This is a genomic window from Streptomyces sp. NPDC043746 (genome assembly GCF_056436485.1).
This window is the reverse complement of sequence record NZ_JBWKCM010000030.1, coordinates 40,101-58,479: the sequence shown is the minus strand read 5'-3', so window position 1 is coordinate 58,479 and position 18,379 is coordinate 40,101. Positions and strand designations below refer to the sequence as shown.

Annotated in this window: 20 protein-coding genes; 18 read left to right on the top strand and 2 right to left on the bottom strand. The window is 74.1% G+C overall.

All coding sequences use genetic code 11. The features are described 5' to 3' along the window. Positions 1–134: 134 nt before the first annotated feature. The 8 genes from glmS to AC0682_RS26285 all read left to right on the top strand — a co-directional run bounded on the left by glmS (position 135) and on the right by AC0682_RS26285 (position 8,034). Complete coding sequence (gene glmS, locus AC0682_RS26320) at positions 135–1,982, top strand: glutamine--fructose-6-phosphate transaminase (isomerizing) (RefSeq protein WP_478535505.1); 1,848 nt, start codon at positions 135–137, stop codon at positions 1,980–1,982. 45 nt (positions 1,983–2,027) lie between these two features. Next, positions 2,028–2,396, top strand: a complete 369-nt coding sequence (locus AC0682_RS26315) for a holo-ACP synthase (protein ID WP_478535504.1) — start codon at positions 2,028–2,030, stop codon at positions 2,394–2,396. Between the two features lie 227 nt (positions 2,397–2,623). Continuing rightward, a complete protein-coding gene (locus tag AC0682_RS26310) occupies positions 2,624–4,081 on the top strand; it encodes an NAD(P)H-hydrate dehydratase (RefSeq protein ID WP_478535503.1) in 1,458 nt (485 codons plus the stop codon). Positions 4,082–4,173: 92 nt separating this feature from the next. Then, the gene (locus AC0682_RS26305; protein ID WP_478535502.1) at positions 4,174–4,560 is read left to right on the top strand and encodes a DUF488 domain-containing protein; all 387 of its coding nucleotides are present in this window, start codon (positions 4,174–4,176) and stop codon (positions 4,558–4,560) included. A gap of 60 nt (positions 4,561–4,620) precedes the next feature. Beyond that, positions 4,621–5,931 carry an alanine racemase gene (gene alr / locus AC0682_RS26300; RefSeq protein ID WP_478535500.1) on the top strand — a complete coding sequence of 437 codons (1,311 nt, stop codon included), beginning with the start codon at positions 4,621–4,623 and terminating at the stop codon, positions 5,929–5,931. Beyond that, positions 5,928–7,181: an alpha/beta fold hydrolase gene (locus tag AC0682_RS26295; protein WP_478535499.1), complete on the top strand. Its 1,254-nt coding sequence runs from the start codon at positions 5,928–5,930 to the stop codon at positions 7,179–7,181. The genes alr and AC0682_RS26295 overlap by 4 nt, the downstream gene beginning before the upstream one ends. Next, on the top strand, positions 7,147–7,671 hold the full coding sequence (gene tsaE / locus AC0682_RS26290) for a tRNA (adenosine(37)-N6)-threonylcarbamoyltransferase complex ATPase subunit type 1 TsaE (RefSeq protein ID WP_478535498.1): 525 nt from the start codon (positions 7,147–7,149) through the stop codon (positions 7,669–7,671). Before AC0682_RS26295 ends, tsaE begins: the two co-directional genes overlap by 35 nt. A 162-nt stretch (positions 7,672–7,833) precedes the next feature. Beyond that, a complete protein-coding gene (locus AC0682_RS26285; protein WP_478535497.1) occupies positions 7,834–8,034 on the top strand; it encodes a hypothetical protein in 201 nt (66 codons plus the stop codon). Positions 8,035–8,045: 11 nt separating this feature from the next. On the opposite strand, the gene AC0682_RS26280 is transcribed toward AC0682_RS26285, so the two are convergent. Beyond that, complete coding sequence (locus AC0682_RS26280) at positions 8,046–8,597, bottom strand: hypothetical protein (RefSeq protein WP_478535496.1); 552 nt, start codon at positions 8,595–8,597, stop codon at positions 8,046–8,048. Between the two features lie 217 nt (positions 8,598–8,814). On the opposite strand from AC0682_RS26280, the gene tsaB reads away from it, so the two are divergent. The 7 genes from tsaB to AC0682_RS26245 all read left to right on the top strand — a co-directional run bounded on the left by tsaB (position 8,815) and on the right by AC0682_RS26245 (position 13,427). Next, on the top strand, positions 8,815–9,465 hold the full coding sequence (gene tsaB / locus AC0682_RS26275; protein WP_254813208.1) for a tRNA (adenosine(37)-N6)-threonylcarbamoyltransferase complex dimerization subunit type 1 TsaB: 651 nt from the start codon (positions 8,815–8,817) through the stop codon (positions 9,463–9,465). Between the two features lie 23 nt (positions 9,466–9,488). Beyond that, the gene (gene rimI, locus AC0682_RS26270) at positions 9,489–9,974 is read left to right on the top strand and encodes a ribosomal protein S18-alanine N-acetyltransferase (protein WP_478535523.1); all 486 of its coding nucleotides are present in this window, start codon (positions 9,489–9,491) and stop codon (positions 9,972–9,974) included. After that, on the top strand, positions 9,974–11,092 hold the full coding sequence (tsaD, locus tag AC0682_RS26265) for a tRNA (adenosine(37)-N6)-threonylcarbamoyltransferase complex transferase subunit TsaD (protein WP_478535495.1): 1,119 nt from the start codon (positions 9,974–9,976) through the stop codon (positions 11,090–11,092). Before rimI ends, tsaD begins: the two co-directional genes overlap by 1 nt. Next, positions 11,089–11,358 (top strand): hypothetical protein, encoded by a 270-nt coding sequence (locus tag AC0682_RS26260; protein ID WP_478535494.1) that lies wholly within the window; start codon positions 11,089–11,091, stop codon positions 11,356–11,358. Before tsaD ends, AC0682_RS26260 begins: the two co-directional genes overlap by 4 nt. Before the next feature lie 146 nt (positions 11,359–11,504). Then, entirely contained in the window at positions 11,505–12,416 is a 912-nt protein-coding gene (locus AC0682_RS26255) for an MFS transporter (RefSeq protein WP_478535492.1), read from the top strand. An 89-nt stretch (positions 12,417–12,505) separates the two neighbouring features. Continuing rightward, entirely contained in the window at positions 12,506–12,979 is a 474-nt protein-coding gene (locus AC0682_RS26250; protein ID WP_478535491.1) for a VOC family protein, read from the top strand. A gap of 139 nt (positions 12,980–13,118) precedes the next feature. Next, entirely contained in the window at positions 13,119–13,427 is a 309-nt protein-coding gene (locus tag AC0682_RS26245; RefSeq protein WP_478535490.1) for a hypothetical protein, read from the top strand. Between the two features lie 78 nt (positions 13,428–13,505). Here AC0682_RS26245 and AC0682_RS26240 read toward each other — a convergent pair whose 3' ends face one another. After that, on the bottom strand, positions 13,506–14,738 hold the full coding sequence (locus tag AC0682_RS26240) for a class I SAM-dependent methyltransferase (protein ID WP_478535489.1): 1,233 nt from the start codon (positions 14,736–14,738) through the stop codon (positions 13,506–13,508). A 129-nt stretch (positions 14,739–14,867) separates the two neighbouring features. Between AC0682_RS26240 and AC0682_RS26235 the strand changes: the two genes are divergently transcribed. The 3 genes from AC0682_RS26235 to groL all read left to right on the top strand — a co-directional run bounded on the left by AC0682_RS26235 (position 14,868) and on the right by groL (position 18,270). Further along, positions 14,868–15,842 carry a polysaccharide deacetylase family protein gene (locus tag AC0682_RS26235; RefSeq protein ID WP_478535487.1) on the top strand — a complete coding sequence of 325 codons (975 nt, stop codon included), beginning with the start codon at positions 14,868–14,870 and terminating at the stop codon, positions 15,840–15,842. A gap of 394 nt (positions 15,843–16,236) precedes the next feature. Next, positions 16,237–16,545: a co-chaperone GroES gene (gene groES, locus AC0682_RS26230; protein ID WP_254811901.1), complete on the top strand. Its 309-nt coding sequence runs from the start codon at positions 16,237–16,239 to the stop codon at positions 16,543–16,545. 99 nt (positions 16,546–16,644) lie between these two features. Beyond that, the gene (gene groL, locus AC0682_RS26225; protein ID WP_254811900.1) at positions 16,645–18,270 is read left to right on the top strand and encodes a chaperonin GroEL; all 1,626 of its coding nucleotides are present in this window, start codon (positions 16,645–16,647) and stop codon (positions 18,268–18,270) included. The last annotated feature ends 109 nt before the right edge of the window (positions 18,271–18,379 follow it).

The following is an 18,379-nucleotide window of genomic DNA, read 5'->3' as shown; positions in this document are numbered from 1 at the left end:
CGCCCCCCCCCCCCCCCCCCCCCCCCCCCCCCCCCCCCCCCCCCCCCCCCCCCCCCCCCCCCCCCCCCCCCCCCCCCCCCCCCCCCCCCCCCACCGCTCTGCCCCCGGGGCGCCTCCGGCCTTAGGGTGCCGCTATGTGTGGAATCGTAGGTTATGTCGGTGAGCAGTCAGCGCAGGACGTCGTCGTCGCGGGACTCAAGCGCCTCGAATACCGGGGCTACGACTCGGCGGGTGTCGCCGTGCTCGCGGACGGCGGGCTCGCCGCCGCGAAGAAGGCGGGCAAGCTGGTCAATCTGGAGAAGGAGCTGGGGGACCGGCCGCTGCCGGCCGGGCGGACCGGGATCGGGCACACCCGGTGGGCGACGCACGGGGCGCCCACCGACGCCAACGCCCACCCCCACCTGGACAACGCGGGCCGGGTCGCCGTCGTCCACAACGGGATCATCGAGAACTTCGCGGCCCTGCGGCGCGAGCTGACCGGGCGCGGCCACACCCTGGAGTCCGAGACGGACACCGAGGTCGTCGCGCATCTGCTGGCCGAGGCCCTCTCGGCGGGCGGGGACCTCGCGGACGCCATGCGGCAGGTGTGCCGACGGCTGGAAGGGGCCTTCACCCTCGTCGCCGTCCACGCCGACCAGCCGGACGTCGTGGTCGGCGCCCGGCGCAACTCCCCGCTCGTCGTGGGCGTGGGGCAGGGCGAGTGGTTCCTCGCCTCCGACGTCGCCGCCTTCATCGCCCACACCCGCTCCGCGATCGAGCTGGACCAGGACCAGGTCGTCGAGCTGAGCCGCGACGGCGTCACCGTCACCGGGTTCGACGGGGCACCGGCGGACGTGCGCGAGTACCACGTCGACTGGGACGCCTCCGCCGCCGAGAAGGGCGGCTACGCCTCCTTCATGCTCAAGGAGATCGCCGACCAGCCCCAGGCCGTCGCCGACACCCTCCTCGGCCGGGTCGACGGCGAGGGGTCGCTGACCCTGGACGAGGTGCGCATCCCCGACGCCGAACTCCGCGAGGTCGACAAGGTCGTCATCGTCGCCTGCGGCACCGCCTTCCACGCCGGGATGATCGCCAAGTACGCCATCGAGCACTGGACCCGGCTGCCCTGCGAGACCGAGCTGGCCAGCGAGTTCCGCTACCGCGACCCGATCCTCGACCAGCGCACCCTGGTCGTCGCCATCTCCCAGTCCGGCGAGACCATGGACACGCTCATGGCCCTGCGCCACGCCCGCGAACAGGGCGCGAAGGTGCTGGCCATCTGCAACACCAACGGCTCGACGATCCCCCGGGAATCCGACGCCGTCCTCTACACCCACGCCGGGCCCGAGGTCGCCGTCGCCTCCACCAAGGCCTTCCTCACCCAGCTCGTCGCCTGCTACCTCGTCGCCCTCTACCTCGGCCAGCTGCGCGGCACCAAGTGGGGCGACGAGATCCGTACGGTGGTGCGCCAGCTCTCCGCGATCTCCGCCGAGGTGGAGAGCGTCCTCACGACCATGGAGCCCGTCCGCGCCCTGGCCCGCTCCCTCGCCCACCACGACACCGTCCTCTTCCTCGGGCGCCACGTCGGCTACCCGGTCGCCCTCGAAGGCGCGCTCAAGCTCAAGGAGCTCGCCTACATGCACGCGGAGGGGTTCGCCGCCGGGGAGCTGAAGCACGGGCCCATCGCCCTCATCGAGGAGGGGCTGCCGGTCGTCGTCATCGTCCCCTCCCCGCGCGGGCGTTCGGTCCTCCACGACAAGATCGTCTCCAACATCCAGGAGATCCGGGCCCGGGGCGCGCTCACCGTCGTCGTCGCCGAGGAGGGCGACGAGGCCGTCGTCCCCTACGCCGACCACCTCATCACCGTCCCCGCAACGCCTACGCTGCTTCAGCCGCTGGTCGCCACCGTGCCGCTCCAGGTCTTCGCCTGCGAGCTGGCGACGGCCCGCGGCAACGAAGTGGACCAGCCGCGCAATCTGGCGAAGTCCGTGACCGTGGAGTGAGCCGGGGCGTGCGCCCCGGGTGATGGGGATGGCGAGGGTGGGTTCGTGATCATCGGAGTCGGGATCGACGTGGCTGAGATTGAGCGGTTCGGCGCCGCGCTGGAGCGTACGCCCCAGCTGGCCGACCGCCTCTTCGTCGAGAGCGAGCTGACACTGCCCAGCGGCGAGCGGCGCGGCATCGCCTCGCTCGCCGCCCGGTTCGCCGCGAAGGAAGCCCTGGCCAAGGCGCTCGGCGCGCCGAGCGGGCTCCTCTGGAGCGACGCGGAGGTCTGGGTGGAGGAGAGCGGGCAGCCCCGGCTGCGGGTGAGCGGCACGGTGGCCGCCCGCGCGGCCGAGCTGGGCGTCCGCGGCTGGCACGTCTCGCTCAGCCATGACGCGGGGGTGGCGTCGGCGGTGGTGATCGCGGAGGGGTGAGGGGGCGCCTGCGGGACCTGCTGGGCGCGTCCGCCTCCGGACCTGTGGGGGGCGGCGGCCGACCCCGTGGGGCGGGTCCGCTTCCGCGGGTGCGGTCCGCGGCGCGGCCCCCCGGGTGCGCAGCGGAGGCCTTCCGGAACGGGAGGGCCCCGGCCGGCCCCGGCCGGCGTGCGCCGCTCGCCCCGCGGGGGTGGCGTCCGCCGGTGTGATCGCCCAGGGTTGGTCCCATGCGACGTGCCTACAGCGTGGAGACCGTACGGGCCGCCGAGGCCGCCCTCATGAAGCGGGTGCCGGAAGGCGCCCTGATGCAGCGCGCCGCCGCCGGGCTCGCCGCCGCCTGCGGCGATCTGCTCCGGCGCACCGGCCGGGTGTACGGGTCCCGTGTCCTGCTCCTGGTCGGCAGCGGCGACAACGGGGGCGACGCCCTGTACGCCGGTGCGCGCCTCGCCCGCCGGGGCGCCGGAGTGCGCGCCCTCCTCCTCTCGCCCGACCGGGCGCACGCGGGCGGGCTCGCCGCCCTCCTGGCCGCCGGGGGACGGGTGGCCGACGGGCCGGACGACGTCGGCGGCCCCTTGGACCTCGTCGTGGACGGCATCACCGGGATCGGCGGGCGCGGCGGGCTGCGCGAGGACGCCGTCGCCCTGCTGCGGGCGGTGACCCGGGACCGGGAACGTACCCCCGTCATCGCCGTCGACCTGCCCAGCGGGGTGGAGGCCGACAGCGGGGAGGTGCACGGCGAGGCGGTCCGCGCCGACGCGACCGTCACCTTCGGGACGTACAAGCCGGGCCTCCTGATCGACCCGGCCGCCGAACACGCGGGCGCCCTGCGGCTGGTGGACATCGGGCTCGGGCCGGAGCTGCCGGAGCCGCCGGACCTGGAGGCGCTCCAGTACGCGGACGTCGCGGCGCTGCTCCCGGTGCCGGGGGCCGGGAGCGACAAGTACAGCCGGGGCGTCGTCGGCGTCGTCGCCGGGTCCGAGCGCTACCCGGGTGCGGCGGTCCTGGCGGTCGCGGGCGCCCTGCGCGGCGGGGCGGGGGCCGTGCGGTACGTGGGGCCCGGTGCGGACGCGGTGATCGCCCGCTTCCCGGAGACGCTGGTGCACGCCGGGCCGCCGTCGAAGGCCGGACGCGTCCAGGCCTGGGTGCTCGGGCCCGGCCTCGGGGACGGCCGGTGGGCTCAGGAGGCGGCAGCCGACGTGCTGGCCGCCGACGTCCCCGTGCTCGTCGACGCCGACGGGCTGCGGCTGCTGGAGCCCGAGCCCGTGCGGACCAGGACCGCCGCCACCGTCCTGACCCCGCACGCCGGGGAGGCCGCCGCCCTGCTCGGCGTGGCGCGCGAGGAGGTGGAGGCCGGGCGGCTGGCCGCCGTACGGGAGCTGGCCGCCCGCTACCGCGCCACCGTGCTCCTCAAGGGGTCCACGACCCTGGTGGCCGAAGCCCGGGACACTCCCGTACGCGTCAACCCGACCGGGACCGGGTGGCTGGCCACGGCGGGCAGCGGCGATGTGCTCTCCGGGCTGACCGGGTCGCTGCTGGCGGCCGGGCTCGCCCCGCGCGACGCCGCCTCCGTCGGCGCCTACCTCCACGGACTCGCCGCCCGGCACGGTTCCGGCGGCGGCCCGCTCTCCGCCCAGGACGTGGCGGACGCCGTCCCGGCGGCCTGGCGCGATGTGCGGGCGGGGTGAGGCAGGCGGCGAGGAGGGGAGACGTGTGGCGTGCGGGAGGGATGAGTACGGGCGAAGGTGGAAGCCCGGCAGCAGCGGAGAGGACCCTGACCGTGAGCGGCAGCGAACCCGTACGCGTACGCAGGGTCTACGACCCGCCCGAGGACGGCGACGGCACCCGCGTCCTCGTCGACCGGCTCTGGCCGCGCGGCGTCACCAAGGAGCGCGCTGCCGTCGACGTGTGGCTGAAGGACATCACCCCCTCGGACGAGCTGCGCTCCTGGTACCACCAGGACCGGTCCGGCGCCCGCCGCGACACGTTCGTCGAGCGCTACCGGACCGAGCTGGGCGACCCGGCCCACACCGAGGCCGTCGAGCGGCTGGCGGGGCTGGTGCGTGAGGGCGGTCCCATCACGCTGGTCACCGCCGTCAAAGACGTGGCCGACAGCCATGTGCCCGTCCTCGTCGACCACCTGAAGCATGTGATGAAACGTACATAGGTGTGGATACCGGCGTGCGGTACCGGGGAGGTGACGGGCGCCTCTGAGACACTGGGCGCGATGAACGAGACAGCGTCCCTGAGAGCCCGTGCCGAGATCGACCTCGCCGCGCTGCGCGCCAACGTGCGTGCCCTGCGCGAGCGTGCGGCCGGGGCACAGCTCATGGCCGTGGTGAAGTCCGACGGGTACGGCCACGGGGCCGTGCCGTGCGCGCGGGCCGCGCGGGAGGCCGGGGCCACCTGGCTGGGCACCGCCACCCCGCACGAGGCCCTCGCCCTGCGGGCCGCCGGTCTGGACGGCCGGGTCATGTGCTGGCTGTGGACACCGGGCGGGCCCTGGCGCGAGGCGATCGAGGCCGACATCGACGTCTCGGTCAGCGCGCTGTGGTCGCTGCGCGAGGCCGTCGCGGCGGCTGCTGCCGCCGGCCGCCCGGCCCGCGTCCAGCTCAAGGCCGACACCGGGCTCGGGCGGGCCGGCTGCCAGCCCGCCGACTGGCCGGAACTCGTCGCCGAGGCCCGCGCCGCCGAGCGGACGGGCGCCATCCGGATCACCGGCCTCTGGTCCCACCTCGCCTGCGCCGACGAGCCCGGCCACCCCTCCGTCGCCGCCCAGCTCTCCGCGTTCCGGGACATGGTCGCGTACGCCGAGAAGGAGGGCGTCGACCCCGAGGTGCGCCACCTGGCCAACTCCCCGGCCACGCTGACGCTCCCCGAGACCCACTTCGATCTCGTACGGACCGGCATCGCGATGTACGGCGTCTCGCCCGCCCCCGAGCTGGGCACCCCCGCCGAGCTGGGGCTCCGCCCGGTGATGACGCTCGCCGCCGCCGTCGCCCTGGTCAAGGACGTCCCGGCCGGCCACGGCGTCAGCTACGGCCACCACTACGCCACCGCCGACGAGACGACGCTCGGCCTGATCCCCGTCGGCTACGCGGACGGCATCCCGCGCCACGCGTCGGGCCGGGGCCCCGTCCTGGTCGGCGGCCGGGTCCGTACGGCGGCGGGCCGCGTGGCCATGGACCAGTTCGTCGTCGACCTCGGCGGCGACCGCCCCGAACCGGGCGCGGAGGCGCTGCTGTTCGGTCCGGGGGACCGGGGCGAGCCCAGCGTGGAGGACTGGGCGGTGGCCGCCGACACGATCGGGTACGAGATCGTCACCCGGATCGGGACGCGGGTCCCGCGGGTGTACGTGAACGAGACGGCGGAGATCGTGGACGGCGTCGGCGGGGCCGTGGGGCACGTGGACGGGGTGGCGGCGGCCGGAACCGTCCACAAGGCCGCGGGGACGGCGGGCGGTGCGGCCGGGGCCGCGGACGAAGGGGCCGGGGCCGGGAACAGGGCGGCCGTCCGGAGCGGGGGACCGGCGACGTGAGCGACAGCAGCGCGGGGGCGGCCGGGGACGTCGTGGCGGCTGCCGCGAGCACGGCGGCCGGGTGGCGGCGGGCGGGCGTCGCCGGGGCCGCCATAGGGGTGCTCGCCGCGGGCGCGGCGGCCGGGGTCGCCGTCGAGCGGCTCACCGTCGGGCGCGGGATGCGCAGGAGGGCCCGCCTCGCGCTGGACGCCACCGGACCCTACGGCTCCCTGCGCGGTACCCCGGGCCGGGCCGTCGCCGACGACGGGACCGAGCTGTACTACGAGGTCGACGAGGCCGAGCCCGCCGCCCCCGCCGACGCAACCGGCTCCGGGCCCGGCCCTCACCGCCGCCGCAGGCTCTTCGGGCGCAAGGCCCCCGCCCCCGTCACCGTCGTCTTCAGCCACGGCTACTGCCTCGGCCAGGACTCCTGGCACTTCCAGCGCGCCGCCCTGCGCGGCCTGGTCCGTACCGTCCACTGGGACCAGCGCAGCCACGGCCACTCCGAGCGCGGCCGGGCCCAGGCGGACGGGGTGGCCCTCGGCATCGACCAGCTCGGCCGCGATCTGAAGGCCGTCATCGACGCGGCGGTCCCCGAGGGCCGGATCGTGCTCGTCGGCCACTCCATGGGCGGCATGACGGTGATGGCGCTGGCCGACCAGTACCCGGACCTCATCCGCGACCGGGTCGCCGCCGTCGCGTTCGTCGGGACCTCCAGCGGCAGGCTCGGGGAGGTGAACTTCGGACTGCCGGTGGCGGGCGTGCGGGCGGTGCGCCGGGTGCTGCCGGGGGTGCTGCGGGCGCTGGGCACGCAGGCGGAGCTGGTGGAGAAGGGCCGCCGGGCCACGGCCGACCTCTTCGCCGGACTGATCAAGCGGTACTCCTTCAGCTCACGGGACGTGGACCCGGCGGTCGCCCGGTTCGCGGAGCGGCTGATCGAGTCGACCCCGATCGATGTGGTGGCCGAGTTCTACCCGGCCTTCACCGAGCACGACGAGAGCGGTGCGCTGCACGCCTTCCGGGACCTGCCGGTGCTGATCCTGGCGGGAGAGAAGGACCTGGTCACCCCCAGCTCGCACAGCGAGGCCATCGCGGACGTGCTGCCGGACGCCGAGCTGATCCTGGTTCCGGACGCCGGGCACCTGGTGATGCTGGAGCACCCGGAGACGGTCACCGACCGGCTGGCCGACCTGCTCGTACGCGCCGGGGCGGTGGCTGCCGCTAACGTTGGCGAGCATGGAAGCACCGCACAGCACCCCGGCCGTCGCTAGCACCGGGACGGCCGTCACCGTCACGCTCACCGTCGAGTCCCCCGAACAGATGCAGGATCTGGGCCGCCGCCTGGCCCGGGTCCTGGCCCCCGGCGACCTGGTGATGCTCACGGGCGAGCTGGGTGCCGGGAAGACGACGCTGACCCGGGGGCTCGGCGAGGGCCTCGGCGTGCGCGGCGCGGTCACCTCGCCCACCTTCGTCATCGCCCGCGTCCACCCCTCGCTGGTCCAGGGGCCTGCCCTCGTCCACGTGGACGCGTACCGCCTGGGCGGCGGGCTCGACGAGATGGAGGACCTGGACCTCGACGTCTCGCTGCCCGAGTCGGTGGTGGTCGTGGAGTGGGGCGACGGCAAGGTGGAGGAGCTGTCCGAGGACCGGCTGCGCGTGCTCATCGACCGTGCGACCGGCGACACGGACGACGAGCGGCGCGACGTGACCCTGATGGGCATCGGCCCGCGCTGGGCGGGGCTGCGGGAGGAGCTGGCGTAACGCCTGCCCCACGCCGAGGGGCGGCCGGGGCATCGCGGAGGTCGCTTTCCCGACGGGCTGTCGGTAAATTGTTGCGTACGGGACCGTGGTCGTGGTCACATGGGTAGGAGACCTGGTTAGGTCTACCTAACCACGACCTCCACCGGAGCCCAGGAGGCATCCATGCCGACGCCCGAGCGCGCGGAGAGGCAGCCCCGGCAGCAGCCGACGCCGTCCGACCTGTCGATGAAGGACCTGCTGGCCTCGTGCGCCGCGGCCACCGCCGTCTCCACGCCGCCGCCGAGCGGGCCCGAGACGGCCGACGGCGCCGACGGGGAAGCGGAGACCGGCCACGGGGGTGCTGTGCGGCGCCGGGCCGCGTAGCGGGGCAGGTCCTACGGGACCACGACCACCTTGGCGCCGACCGTCGCGAACGTCCACATCGCGTTGCCGTCCGCCCGCTTCATCCGGACGCCACCGGTCCTCGACGTCGGGTCCGGGGGCTCCATCGACCCGTCCTGCGCCGCGCTGAAGCCGATCGCGACATTGTCGACGTTGGCGAAGCGCACCACGTGCTCGATGGGCACGCCGTCCGAGCCCTGGACCGTGCCCGAGCGCGAGGTGACCTGGTAGATGTCGGGCGGCGGGCTGACGGGGCTCGGCATCACCGTGAACGTACGGAGCGCCTTGCCGTTCGCGTCCACCAGCCAGACCCGCCGGTCCTTGAGCGCGTAGACCACACGCTCACCGGTGCCCGAGTCCGCCGGGACCGCCAGGGCGTCCTGCGTGGGCTTCGGCTCCGCGGTGGGCTGGGCGGAGGCGGAGGCGGAGACCGACGCCTTCGGAGTGGGGGAGGAGGACGCCACCGAATCGGGGGCGTTCGCCGATGCCTGGTAGGCGAGGACACCGACCACGGCGATCGCCGCCGCAGTGAGCCCGGCCACCATTCCCGAGCTTCCCCTTGACACCGTGGACTCCCCTTTCGCCCGCCGCCCCGCGGCAGCGTACGGCCGCTGCCGCGGGCGGCGTTGTCGTACAAGCTTTTACGTCGTACCCGCGGATACCCGGTGACGGTAGCAGCAGGCGGCGGGCGGGCCGGGACGCCGTACGGGCGCCGTACCGCCGTCGGCGGAGCCGTAGGCTGTTTGCGTGCTCTTGCTCGCCATGGATACCGCCACCCCCGCCGTCACCGTCGCCCTGCACGACGGGACGTCCGTCATCGCCTCCTTCGGCCAGGTCGACGCCCGCCGCCACGGCGAACTGCTGCTGCCCGCCGTCGACCGGGTCCTCGCCGGGGCCGGGGTGAAACTCGACGCCGTGACGGACGTGGTCGTGGGCGTCGGCCCCGGCCCCTACACCGGGCTGCGGGTCGGCCTGGTCACCGCCGCCACCTTCGGCTCCGCCCTCGCCGTCCCCGTACACGGCATCTGCACCCTGGACGGCCTCGCGTACGCCGCCGGGCGGGAGGGCGGGGTGGAGGGGCCCTTCGCCGTGGCGACGGACGCGCGGCGCAAGGAGGTGTACTGGGCGCGGTACGAGGACTCCCGCACCCGTACGGGTGAGCCCGCCGTCGACCGGCCCGCCGACATCGCCCGGGCGCTCGCCGGGCTCCCCGTGGTCGGCGCGGGCGCGGCCCTCTACCCGGAGGCGTTCCCGGACGCGCGCGGGCCCGAGCACGTGGCCGCCGGGGCGCTCGCCGCCCTCGCCGCCGAACGGCTGGCCGCCGGGCAGGAGCTGCTGGAGCCGCAGCCGCTCTATCTGCGCAGGCCCGACGCCCAGGTGCCGAAGAACTACAAGGTGGTCACCCCCAAGTGAGCACCGCCGCCGTCCTGCGCGAGATGCGCTGGTGGGACATCGAACCCGTGCTGGAGCTGGAGCACGAGCTGTTCCCGGACGACGCCTGGTCGCCCGGGATGTTCTGGTCCGAGCTGGCCCACGCCCGCGGTCCCGGCGCCACCCGCCACTACGTCGTCGCCGAGGAACCGGCCACCGGCCGGATCGTCGGCTACGCCGGGCTCGCCGCCCTCGGTGACCTCTCCGACGTCCAGACCATCGCGGTCAGCCGGGACGCCTGGGGCACCGGCCTCGGTGCCGAACTCCTCACCGACCTGCTGAAGGCCGCCACCGCCTTCGAGTGCGCCACCGTGCTCCTCGAAGTGCGCGTCGACAACGCCCGCGCCCAGCGGCTGTACGAGCGGTTCGGCTTCGAGCCGATCGGCTTCCGGCGCGGCTACTACCAGCCGGGGAACATCGACGCCCTCGTCATGCGCCTCACCATGCAAGAACACGCAGCGGACAACGCACCAGAGACCGGGACTGAATGATGGCTGCCGACGAACCCCTCGTACTCGGCATCGAGACCTCCTGCGACGAGACCGGCGTCGGCGTCGTGCGCGGGACCACCCTGCTCGCGGACGCCGTCGCCTCCAGCGTCGACACCCACGCCCGCTTCGGCGGCGTCGTCCCGGAGATCGCCTCGCGCGCCCACCTGGAGGCGATGGTCCCCACGATCGAGCGCGCCCTGAAGCAGGCCGGGGTCAGCGCCCGCGACCTCGACGGGATCGCCGTCACCTCGGGCCCCGGGCTCGCGGGGGCGCTGCTCGTCGGCGTCTCGGCGGCGAAGGCGTACGCGTACGCCCTGGACAAGCCGCTGTACGGGGTCAACCACCTGGCCTCCCACATCTGCGTCGACCAGCTGGAGCACGGCCCGCTGCCCGAGCCGACCATGGCGCTCCTGGTCAGCGGCGGCCACTCGTCCCTCCTGCTGGCCCCCGACATCACCGCCGACGTCCGCCCGCTCGGGGCGACCATCGACGACGCGGCGGGCGAGGCGTTCGACAAGATCGCCCGGGTGCTGGACCTGGGCTTCCCCGGCGGCCCGGTCATCGACCGGCTGGCCCGGGAGGGCGACCCGAAGGCCATCGCGTTCCCGCGCGGACTGACCGGCCCGCGCGACGCCCCGTACGACTTCTCCTTCTCCGGCCTGAAGACCTCGGTCGCCCGCTGGATCGAGGCGAAGCGGGCGGCGGGCGAGGAGGTGCCGGTGCGGGATGTGGCGGCGTCCTTCCAGGAGGCCGTGGTGGACGTGCTGACCCGAAAGGCGGTGCGGGCCTGCAAGGACGAGGGCGTCGACCACCTGATGATCGGCGGCGGGGTGGCGGCCAACTCCCGGCTCCGCGCGCTGGCCGAGGAGCGGTGCGAGCGGGCGGGCATCCGGCTGCGGGTGCCGCGGCCGGGGCTCTGCACGGACAACGGTGCGATGGTCGCGGCGCTCGGCGCGGAGATGGTGGCCCGCAACCGGCGCCCCTCCGACCTGGAGCTGTCGGCGGACTCGTCGCTGCCGGTGACGGAACCGCACGTTCCGGGTGCCGCGCACTCCCCCTCGCACGACCATGACCACGACCACGTGCACGAGATCAGCAAGGACAACCTGTACTCATGAGCGGCGCGACCATCGTCCTGATGTGGGAGGCCCGCGCGGTGGAGGGCCGAGGCGGCGAACTCCTGGAGTGGGCCCGCGCCCGGTCCGCCGAGTTGTCGCGCGAGCCCGCCCGCCGCGAACTCCTGCGCGCCCCGCAGGACCGGGTGCTGGTCATGACGTGGTGGGAGGGCGCCTCGTACGCCGACGACCTCCCCGAACTCCCCGAACCCGACGCCGCCCTGATCACCCGGCCGGTGCACCGGTGGAGGTTCGAGGCGGTGGGGTGAGCGGCGCCCCCGGCGGAGGCCTTTCGCCGGTGACCGCTCGGCCCCCTGCCCCCGGCTGATCAGGCCCTCGCCCCCCGCCTGATCAGGCCCTCCACGATCGCGTCCAGCTCGGCCGCGACCTCGTAGTCGGCGGCGTACTCCCGCCAGTGCTCCTTCAGCCCGGTCAGCCGGCAGCGGCGCTCCGGCGCAACGGCTGGACCTCGCCGGGGCGCTCCTCGCCACGGGCGGGACGACCCTGCTGGTCCTCGGGGCTCGTACGGGCCTCGGACGACGGCTGGGGCTCGGCCGTCACGCTCGTCACGCTCGGTGCGGCCCTGGCCCTGCTGGCCGCGTTCGTCGCCGTCGAACTCCGTACGCCCTCGCCCCTGCTCCGGCCCGGTCTGCTGCGGGGGCGGCCGGTGCTCACCGCCAACCTGTTCTGCCTGCTGCTGGCCTCGGCCCAGTTCGGCGCGTTCTACTTCGTCTCGCTCTACACGCAGCTGGTCCTCGGCTACGGGGCGACCGCCGCAGGGTTCGCGTTCCTGCCGCTCTGCGTGGGTGTCGTCGCGGGCTCCGTCCTCGCCTCCCGGGCGGTCGCGGCGCTCGGCATCCGCCGCCTGATGACCGTGGGAGGAGCGCTGGCGGCGCTCGGCATGGGCTGGTTCGCGGCGGCCGCCACGGTCGACGGCTCCTTCCTCGCCTCGATCCTCGGCCCGTCGCTGCTCTGCTCGCTCGGCATCGGGCTCTGCTTCGTCCCGCTCGGCACGGCCGCCACCACCGACGTGGCGCCCGGCGAGACCGGAATGGCCTCGGGGCTGCTCAACAGCTCCCGCCAGGTCGGCGGTTCGCTCGGCCTCGCGGTCCTGGTCACCGTCGCCGCCCAGGTCACGGGCGGCGCGACCGGGCCCGGTGCGCTCTCCTCGGGGTATGCGGCCGCGTTCTGGGTCGCGGCCGGGCTCCTGGCGGCCGCGGCGCTGGCGGCGTACGTCCTGCTGCCGGGGGAGAGCCGGGCCGCGGGCGGTCCGGTGGCCGCCGGGCCGGTGGCGGCGGAGCGGGACGGGGACGCGGCGGGCCGATGAGTTCGGGGGCCGGGGCAGGTCTACCCACCAAGAAGCCTGACACGGCACACGCCCCGGCCCCGGGGCGACCGGAGGAGGAGACCACCGCCATGCAGAAGATCACCCCCTGTCTCTGGTACGACGGCCGGGCGAAGGAGGCGGCCGAGCACTACGTCGCGATCTTCGGCGGCGAGGCCGGCGACTCCCGCGTCCTGGACGTCACCCACCACGGCGAGGCGGGCCCCGGCCGGGCGGGAGACGTGCTGACCGTCAGCTTCCGGCTCGCGGGCCAGGAGTACCTGGGCCTCAACGGCGGACCGCAGTTCCCGTTCACCGAGGCCATCTCGCTCTCCGTGGACTGCGCCGACCAGGCCGAGGTCGACCGGCTCTGGTCCGCGCTCTCCGAGGGCGGCGAGGAGGGCCGGTGCGGCTGGCTCAAGGACCGGTACGGCGTCTCCTGGCAGATCGTCCCCCGCGAGCTGCCGAGGCTGCTGGCCGACCCGGACCCGGCGAAGGCGGAGCGGACGATGAAGGCGATGCTCGGGATGGGGAAGCTGGACATCCAGGCGCTGCGGGACGCCTGAGCCGGGCGGACCGCGAGAGCGGGGAGGGCCGGAGCACCGGGGGAGGGGAGCCCGGGATCGAGGGGCGGGGGCGCTGATCCCCGCCGTCATCCTCGTCGGCCTCCACCTCGCCCGGGACCGGGAGATCCGCGCGCTGCTCGTGGAGTGGGGCGCGCTGGACCGGGACCCGGAGCGCGACCGGGAGCTGCGGCTGCCCGGGGTGAGCCTGGTCTGGCTGCTGCTGTCGTTCGTCCTGGCGGCGGGCGGGCTCGCGCTCTGCGTGATCGGCCCGTCGAGCGCCCGGCCGGGCGACGACACGTACGGCGCGGTCGCCCTGGTCATGGGCCTGGGCATGATCGCCTGGCTCACCGGACTCATCGGCGCCGTCAAGGCGTGGACGCACCGCCGCTGGGCGCTGCGGGTCCTGACGGCGACCGCCGCCCCGGCGCGCACCCCGGCCCACCAGTGACGCCGTACGTTCCGACCCGCCCGCTCACGCCGTGCCTCCCGACCCGCCCACTTCCCCCCTGCGTCCCGACCCGCCCGTTCACGCCAGCGGGCGGCCGATCAGCATCGTCGGCGCCCCCGCCACCCGGGTCAGGAACACCGTCGCCGCGTTCGGTCCGGCGAGCTTCATCCGGCGGCGCAACTCCTCCGGTTCGACCGCCGAGCCGCGCTTTTTGACGGTCAGCACGCCCACCTCGCGCTCCCGCAGCAGCGCCTTCAGCCGCTTCATGTTGAACGGCAGCTGATCGGTGATCTCGTACCCGGTGGCGTACGGGGAGGAGTACGGCACATCGCCGGTCACGTACGCGATCGTCTCGTCCACCAGCCGCCCGCCGCACCGCGCCACGACGTCCGCGACCAGATGCGCCCGGATCACCGCGCCGTCCGGCTCGTACAGATAGCGCCCTACCGGACCCACCGGCGGGGCGGGCAGCGGGGCCGGGGCGGTGAGGGCGGCCCCGGACGGCAGCAGGGTGGCCCGGATGGAACCGGGCGCGACGCCCTCCCCGTACCAGAGCACCGCCTCCTTCACATCGCCCCCGTCCGAGATCCACTCCGCTTCGGCCTCCGGCCCGATCGCCTCGTGCGGGATGCCGGGCGCGATCTTCAGCGCCGCGTGAGGGGCCTTCAGTGCGGCGGCCGTGGCCCAGGAGAGCGGCGGAGAGTACGCCTCCGGGTCGAAGATCCTGCCGCGCCCGCCCCGCCGGGCCGGGTCCACGAAAACCGCGTCGTAGGGAGAGGTGTCGACCTCCGTGACGTCGGCGCACCGCACCTCGATCAGGGCGGCGAGACCAAGCGCCTCGGCGTTGGCGCGGGCCACCTCGGCGGTGAGCGGGTCGCGGTCCACGGCGAGTACGGAGATCCCGGCGCGGGCCAGGGCGACGGCGTCGCCGCCGATGCCGCAGCACAGGTCCGCCACGCTCCGCACGCCGAGCGCGGCGAACCGGGCGGCGCGGTGGGCGGCGACCGAGGTGCGGGTGGCCTGCTCGACGCCGTTGGGCGTGAAGTACATCCGGTACGCGTCCCCGGCCCCGAACTTCGCCACCGCCCGCTGCCGCAGCCGCGCCTGGCCCAGGGCGGCCGACACCAGCTCCGGCGGGTGCGTGCGGCGCAGCCGGGTCGCGGTGGCCAGCTCCTGGGCGGGGTCGTGGTCGCGCAGCTCGGCCAGCAGGTGCTCGCCCTCGGGGGTGCGCAGGGCGGCGAAGGCGGCGTGTGCGGGGTCGCCGGGGGCGCCGGCCGGCGTGGCGGGGGTGGTTGCGTTCACCCGGCCCATTGTGGCCGGTGCGCGGAGGCGGGCCGGTACGGGCAGGCGCCGGCTCCTGTCCGCCGGTCGGGCGACGGGGCCGACCCCCTCGCGGTGTCGGGGCGGGAGGCGTGCGGACGACTGGCAGGATGCGGCGCCATGCAACTAGTAGGACAAAAAGGAAAATCACCCGCGAAGCGGCACCCCTCCGCGAGACGGCGCCGACCGGTCTCCGTCGTGCTGGCCGCCCTCCTGGCCGCCACCGTCACTTCGGCCTGCGCGGCGGCGACGGCCGACGGCGGTACGGGAGCCCAGGGCGGCCCGGCGGAGCCCGCGGCCGGGCAGCAGGGCGAGGCCGCCCGGCAGGCCGGACCCGCCCGCGCCCTGGACGCGTACGCCGAGGAGCTGAAACGGAAGCAGGCCGCACGGGCCGCCGCGGCGAAGAAGTGGGGGCTCGCCAAGACCCCGCTCGCCGCCCCCGAGCCCCCCGAGGTGAAGCCGCGCATCACCACCCGTCAAGGGTTCGAGGTCCGCGACGGCGAGGGGCTGCCGCCCGTCTTCACCACCGTCCCCACCAAGGAGAAGATCGTCTTCCTCACCATGGACGACGGGGCGGAGAAGGACCCCGCGCTGCTGCGGATGATGACCGAACTGGACATCCCCTACAGCGCGTTCCTCAGTGACTACGTCACCAAGGACAACTACGGCTACTTCCGGCAGATGCAGAAGCGCGGGGTGACCATCAGCAACCACACGCTCAACCACCGCTATCTGCCCGGCCTCTCCTACGCCGAGCAGAAGCGGGAGATCTGCGGCCAGCAGGAGAAGATCCTCAAGCAGTACGGGAAGCGGCCCACCCTCTTCCGCCCGCCCTACGGCAACTACAACCGCGACACCCTCGTCGCCGCCCAGTCCTGCGGCATCACCGCCGTACCGCTCTGGTCCGCCGAGGCCTTCGCCGACCGCATGGAGTGGCGCGAGTGGGACCGGGACCTGCACCCCGGCGACATCGTCCTCACCCACTTCCGGGGCAAGGGGGACTGGAAGGGGACCATGCCCGACATGATCCGGCTGGCCATGAAGACCATCACGGACAAGGGGTACGCGGTGGCGAAGCTGGAGGACTACGTCTGACCCGGCGCCCTCCCCGTACGCCCCGCATGCGCGCTCAGCCCCCGCTGCGCGCGCATGCGCCGTTCGGCACGCGCCGTCCCCGTACCGCCGTCATCTCCGTACCGTCGTACGGAACACCGCGCTCTGCCCCCACGTTGTCCGGACGGTGATCCGATGGAGCCCCGGTCGGGCCCCGGTCGGGCTCCGGTCGGGACGGCGCGAGGATGACGAATTGGCACTCCGCTTGACCGAGTGCTAATCGCGGTCATAGTCTCAGGTCTGGCACTCCCCCCTGGAGAGTGCCAGCACCACACTGTGCGACAGGGCAGGTCCGGCACCCGCGACGACGGATCGGTCTGGTCGCCGCCCACTGACTGCTAAACCCCGTGAGATCTCCGAAGGGGGAGACCGGATCGTGTCGACCACCAGCTCCAAGGTTGCGATCAAGCCGCTTGAGGACCGCATTGTGGTCCAGCCGCTCGACGCCGAGCAGACCACCGCTTCCGGCCTGGTCATTCCGGACACCGCGAAGGAGAAGCCCCAGGAGGGCGTCGTCCTCGCCGTGGGCCCCGGCCGCTTCGAGAACGGCGAGCGTCTTCCGCTCGACGTCAAGACCGGCGACGTCGTCCTGTACAGCAAGTACGGCGGCACCGAGGTGAAGTACAACGCCGAGGAGTACCTCGTCCTCTCGGCCCGCGACGTCCTCGCGATCGTCGAGAAGTAATTCACCCACGTTTGCCTGTGTTCTGCGCCCCTGGCCCCCTGCGTACCGACTAGCCGGGCGGCGAGGGGCGCAGTTCATTCCGAGAGGGAAGTACAGCCCATGGCGAAGATTCTGAAGTTCGACGAGGACGCCCGTCGCGCCCTTGAGCGCGGCGTCAACAAGCTTGCCGACACGGTCAAGGTGACGATCGGCCCCAAGGGCCGCAACGTCGTCATCGACAAGAAGTTCGGTGCGCCCACCATCACCAACGACGGTGTCACCATCGCGCGCGAGGTCGAGCTGGACGACCCGTACGAGAACCTCGGTGCCCAGCTCGTCAAGGAGGTGGCGACCAAGACCAACGACGTAGCGGGTGACGGCACCACCACCGCGACCGTCCTGGCCCAGGCGCTCGTCCGCGAGGGCCTGCGCAACGTCGCCGCCGGCGCCTCCCCGGCCGCCCTGAAGAAGGGCATCGACGCCGCCGTCAAGGCCGTCTCCGAGGAACTGCTCGCCACGGCCCGCCCGATCGACGACAAGGCCGACATCGCCGCCGTCGCCGCGCTCTCCGCCCAGGACCCGCAGGTCGGCGAGCTGATCGCGGACGCGATGGACAAGGTCGGCAAGGACGGTGTCATCACCGTCGAGGAGTCCAACACCTTCGGTCTGGACCTGGAGTTCACCGAGGGCATGGCCTTCGACAAGGGCTACCTGTCCCCGTACATGGTGACCGACCAGGAGCGTATGGAGGCCGTCCTCGACGACCCGTACATCCTGATCCACCAGGGCAAGATCGGCGCCATCCAGGAGCTGCTGCCGCTGCTGGAGAAGGTCATCCAGGGCGGCGGCTCCAAGCCGCTCCTGATCATCGCCGAGGACGTCGAGGGCGAGGCGCTCTCCACCCTCGTCGTCAACAAGATCCGCGGCACCTTCAACGCCGTCGCGGTGAAGGCCCCGGGCTTCGGCGACCGCCGCAAGGCCATGCTCGGTGACATCGCCACCCTCACCGGTGCGACCGTCATCGCCGAGGAGGTCGGCCTCAAGCTCGACCAGGCCGGTCTCGACGTGCTCGGCACCGCCCGCCGCGTCACCGTCTCCAAGGACGACACGACCATCGTCGACGGCGGCGGCAACGCCGACGACGTCAAGGGCCGCGTCAACCAGATCAAGGCCGAGATCGAGGCCACGGACTCCGACTGGGACCGCGAGAAGCTCCAGGAGCGCCTTGCGAAGCTGGCCGGCGGCGTGTGCGTCATCCGCGTCGGCGCCGCCACCGAGGTGGAGCTGAAGGAGAAGAAGCACCGCCTCGAGGACGCCATCTCCGCCACCCGCGCCGCGGTCGAGGAGGGCATCGTCTCCGGCGGTGGCTCCTCCCTCGTCCACGCCGTGAAGGTCCTGGAGGGCAACCTCGGCAAGACCGGCGACGAGGCCACCGGTGTCGCGGTCGTCCGCCGCGCCGCCGTCGAGCCGCTGCGCTGGATCGCGGAGAACGCCGGCCTGGAGGGCTACGTCATCACCTCCAAGGTCTCCGAGCTGGACAAGGGCCAGGGCTTCAACGCCGCCACCGGCGAGTACGGCGACCTGGTCAAGGCCGGCGTCATCGACCCGGTCAAGGTCACCCGCTCCGCCCTGGAGAACGCCGCGTCCATCGCGTCGCTGCTGCTCACGACCGAGACCCTGGTCGTCGAGAAGCCGGCCGAGGAAGAGGCCGACGCCGGTCACGGCGGCCACGGCCACTCCCACTAGTACCGCTGGTACGTCAGAGGCCCGGGGGCCCCCCCCCCGGGGGGACCGGCCCCCGTGTGTTTTCCCCGTGTTCCCCCGTCGGTCACCCCGGCCCACCCCCTCTTCCCCC

Bases quoted from the DNA above. Each gene is read 5' to 3' on its own strand.
- glmS (WP_478535505.1), top strand. From the start codon at position 135: ATGTGTGGAATCGTAGGTTATGTCGGTGAGCAGTCAGCGCAGGACGTC.
- AC0682_RS26310 (WP_478535503.1), top strand. From the start codon at position 2,624: ATGCGACGTGCCTACAGCGTGGAGACCGTACGGGCCGCCGAGGCCGCC.
- alr (WP_478535500.1), top strand. From the start codon at position 4,621: ATGAACGAGACAGCGTCCCTGAGAGCCCGTGCCGAGATCGACCTCGCC.
- tsaE (WP_478535498.1), top strand. From the start codon at position 7,147: ATGGAAGCACCGCACAGCACCCCGGCCGTCGCTAGCACCGGGACGGCC.
- AC0682_RS26285 (WP_478535497.1), top strand. From the start codon at position 7,834: ATGCCGACGCCCGAGCGCGCGGAGAGGCAGCCCCGGCAGCAGCCGACG.
- AC0682_RS26280 (WP_478535496.1), bottom strand. From the start codon at position 8,597: ATGGTGGCCGGGCTCACTGCGGCGGCGATCGCCGTGGTCGGTGTCCTC.
- tsaB (WP_254813208.1), top strand. From the start codon at position 8,815: ATGGATACCGCCACCCCCGCCGTCACCGTCGCCCTGCACGACGGGACG.
- rimI (WP_478535523.1), top strand. From the start codon at position 9,489: ATGCGCTGGTGGGACATCGAACCCGTGCTGGAGCTGGAGCACGAGCTG.
- tsaD (WP_478535495.1), top strand. From the start codon at position 9,974: ATGGCTGCCGACGAACCCCTCGTACTCGGCATCGAGACCTCCTGCGAC.
- AC0682_RS26260 (WP_478535494.1), top strand. From the start codon at position 11,089: ATGAGCGGCGCGACCATCGTCCTGATGTGGGAGGCCCGCGCGGTGGAG.
- AC0682_RS26250 (WP_478535491.1), top strand. From the start codon at position 12,506: ATGCAGAAGATCACCCCCTGTCTCTGGTACGACGGCCGGGCGAAGGAG.
- AC0682_RS26240 (WP_478535489.1), bottom strand. From the start codon at position 14,738: ATGGGCCGGGTGAACGCAACCACCCCCGCCACGCCGGCCGGCGCCCCC.
- AC0682_RS26235 (WP_478535487.1), top strand. From the start codon at position 14,868: ATGCAACTAGTAGGACAAAAAGGAAAATCACCCGCGAAGCGGCACCCC.
- groL (WP_254811900.1), top strand. From the start codon at position 16,645: ATGGCGAAGATTCTGAAGTTCGACGAGGACGCCCGTCGCGCCCTTGAG.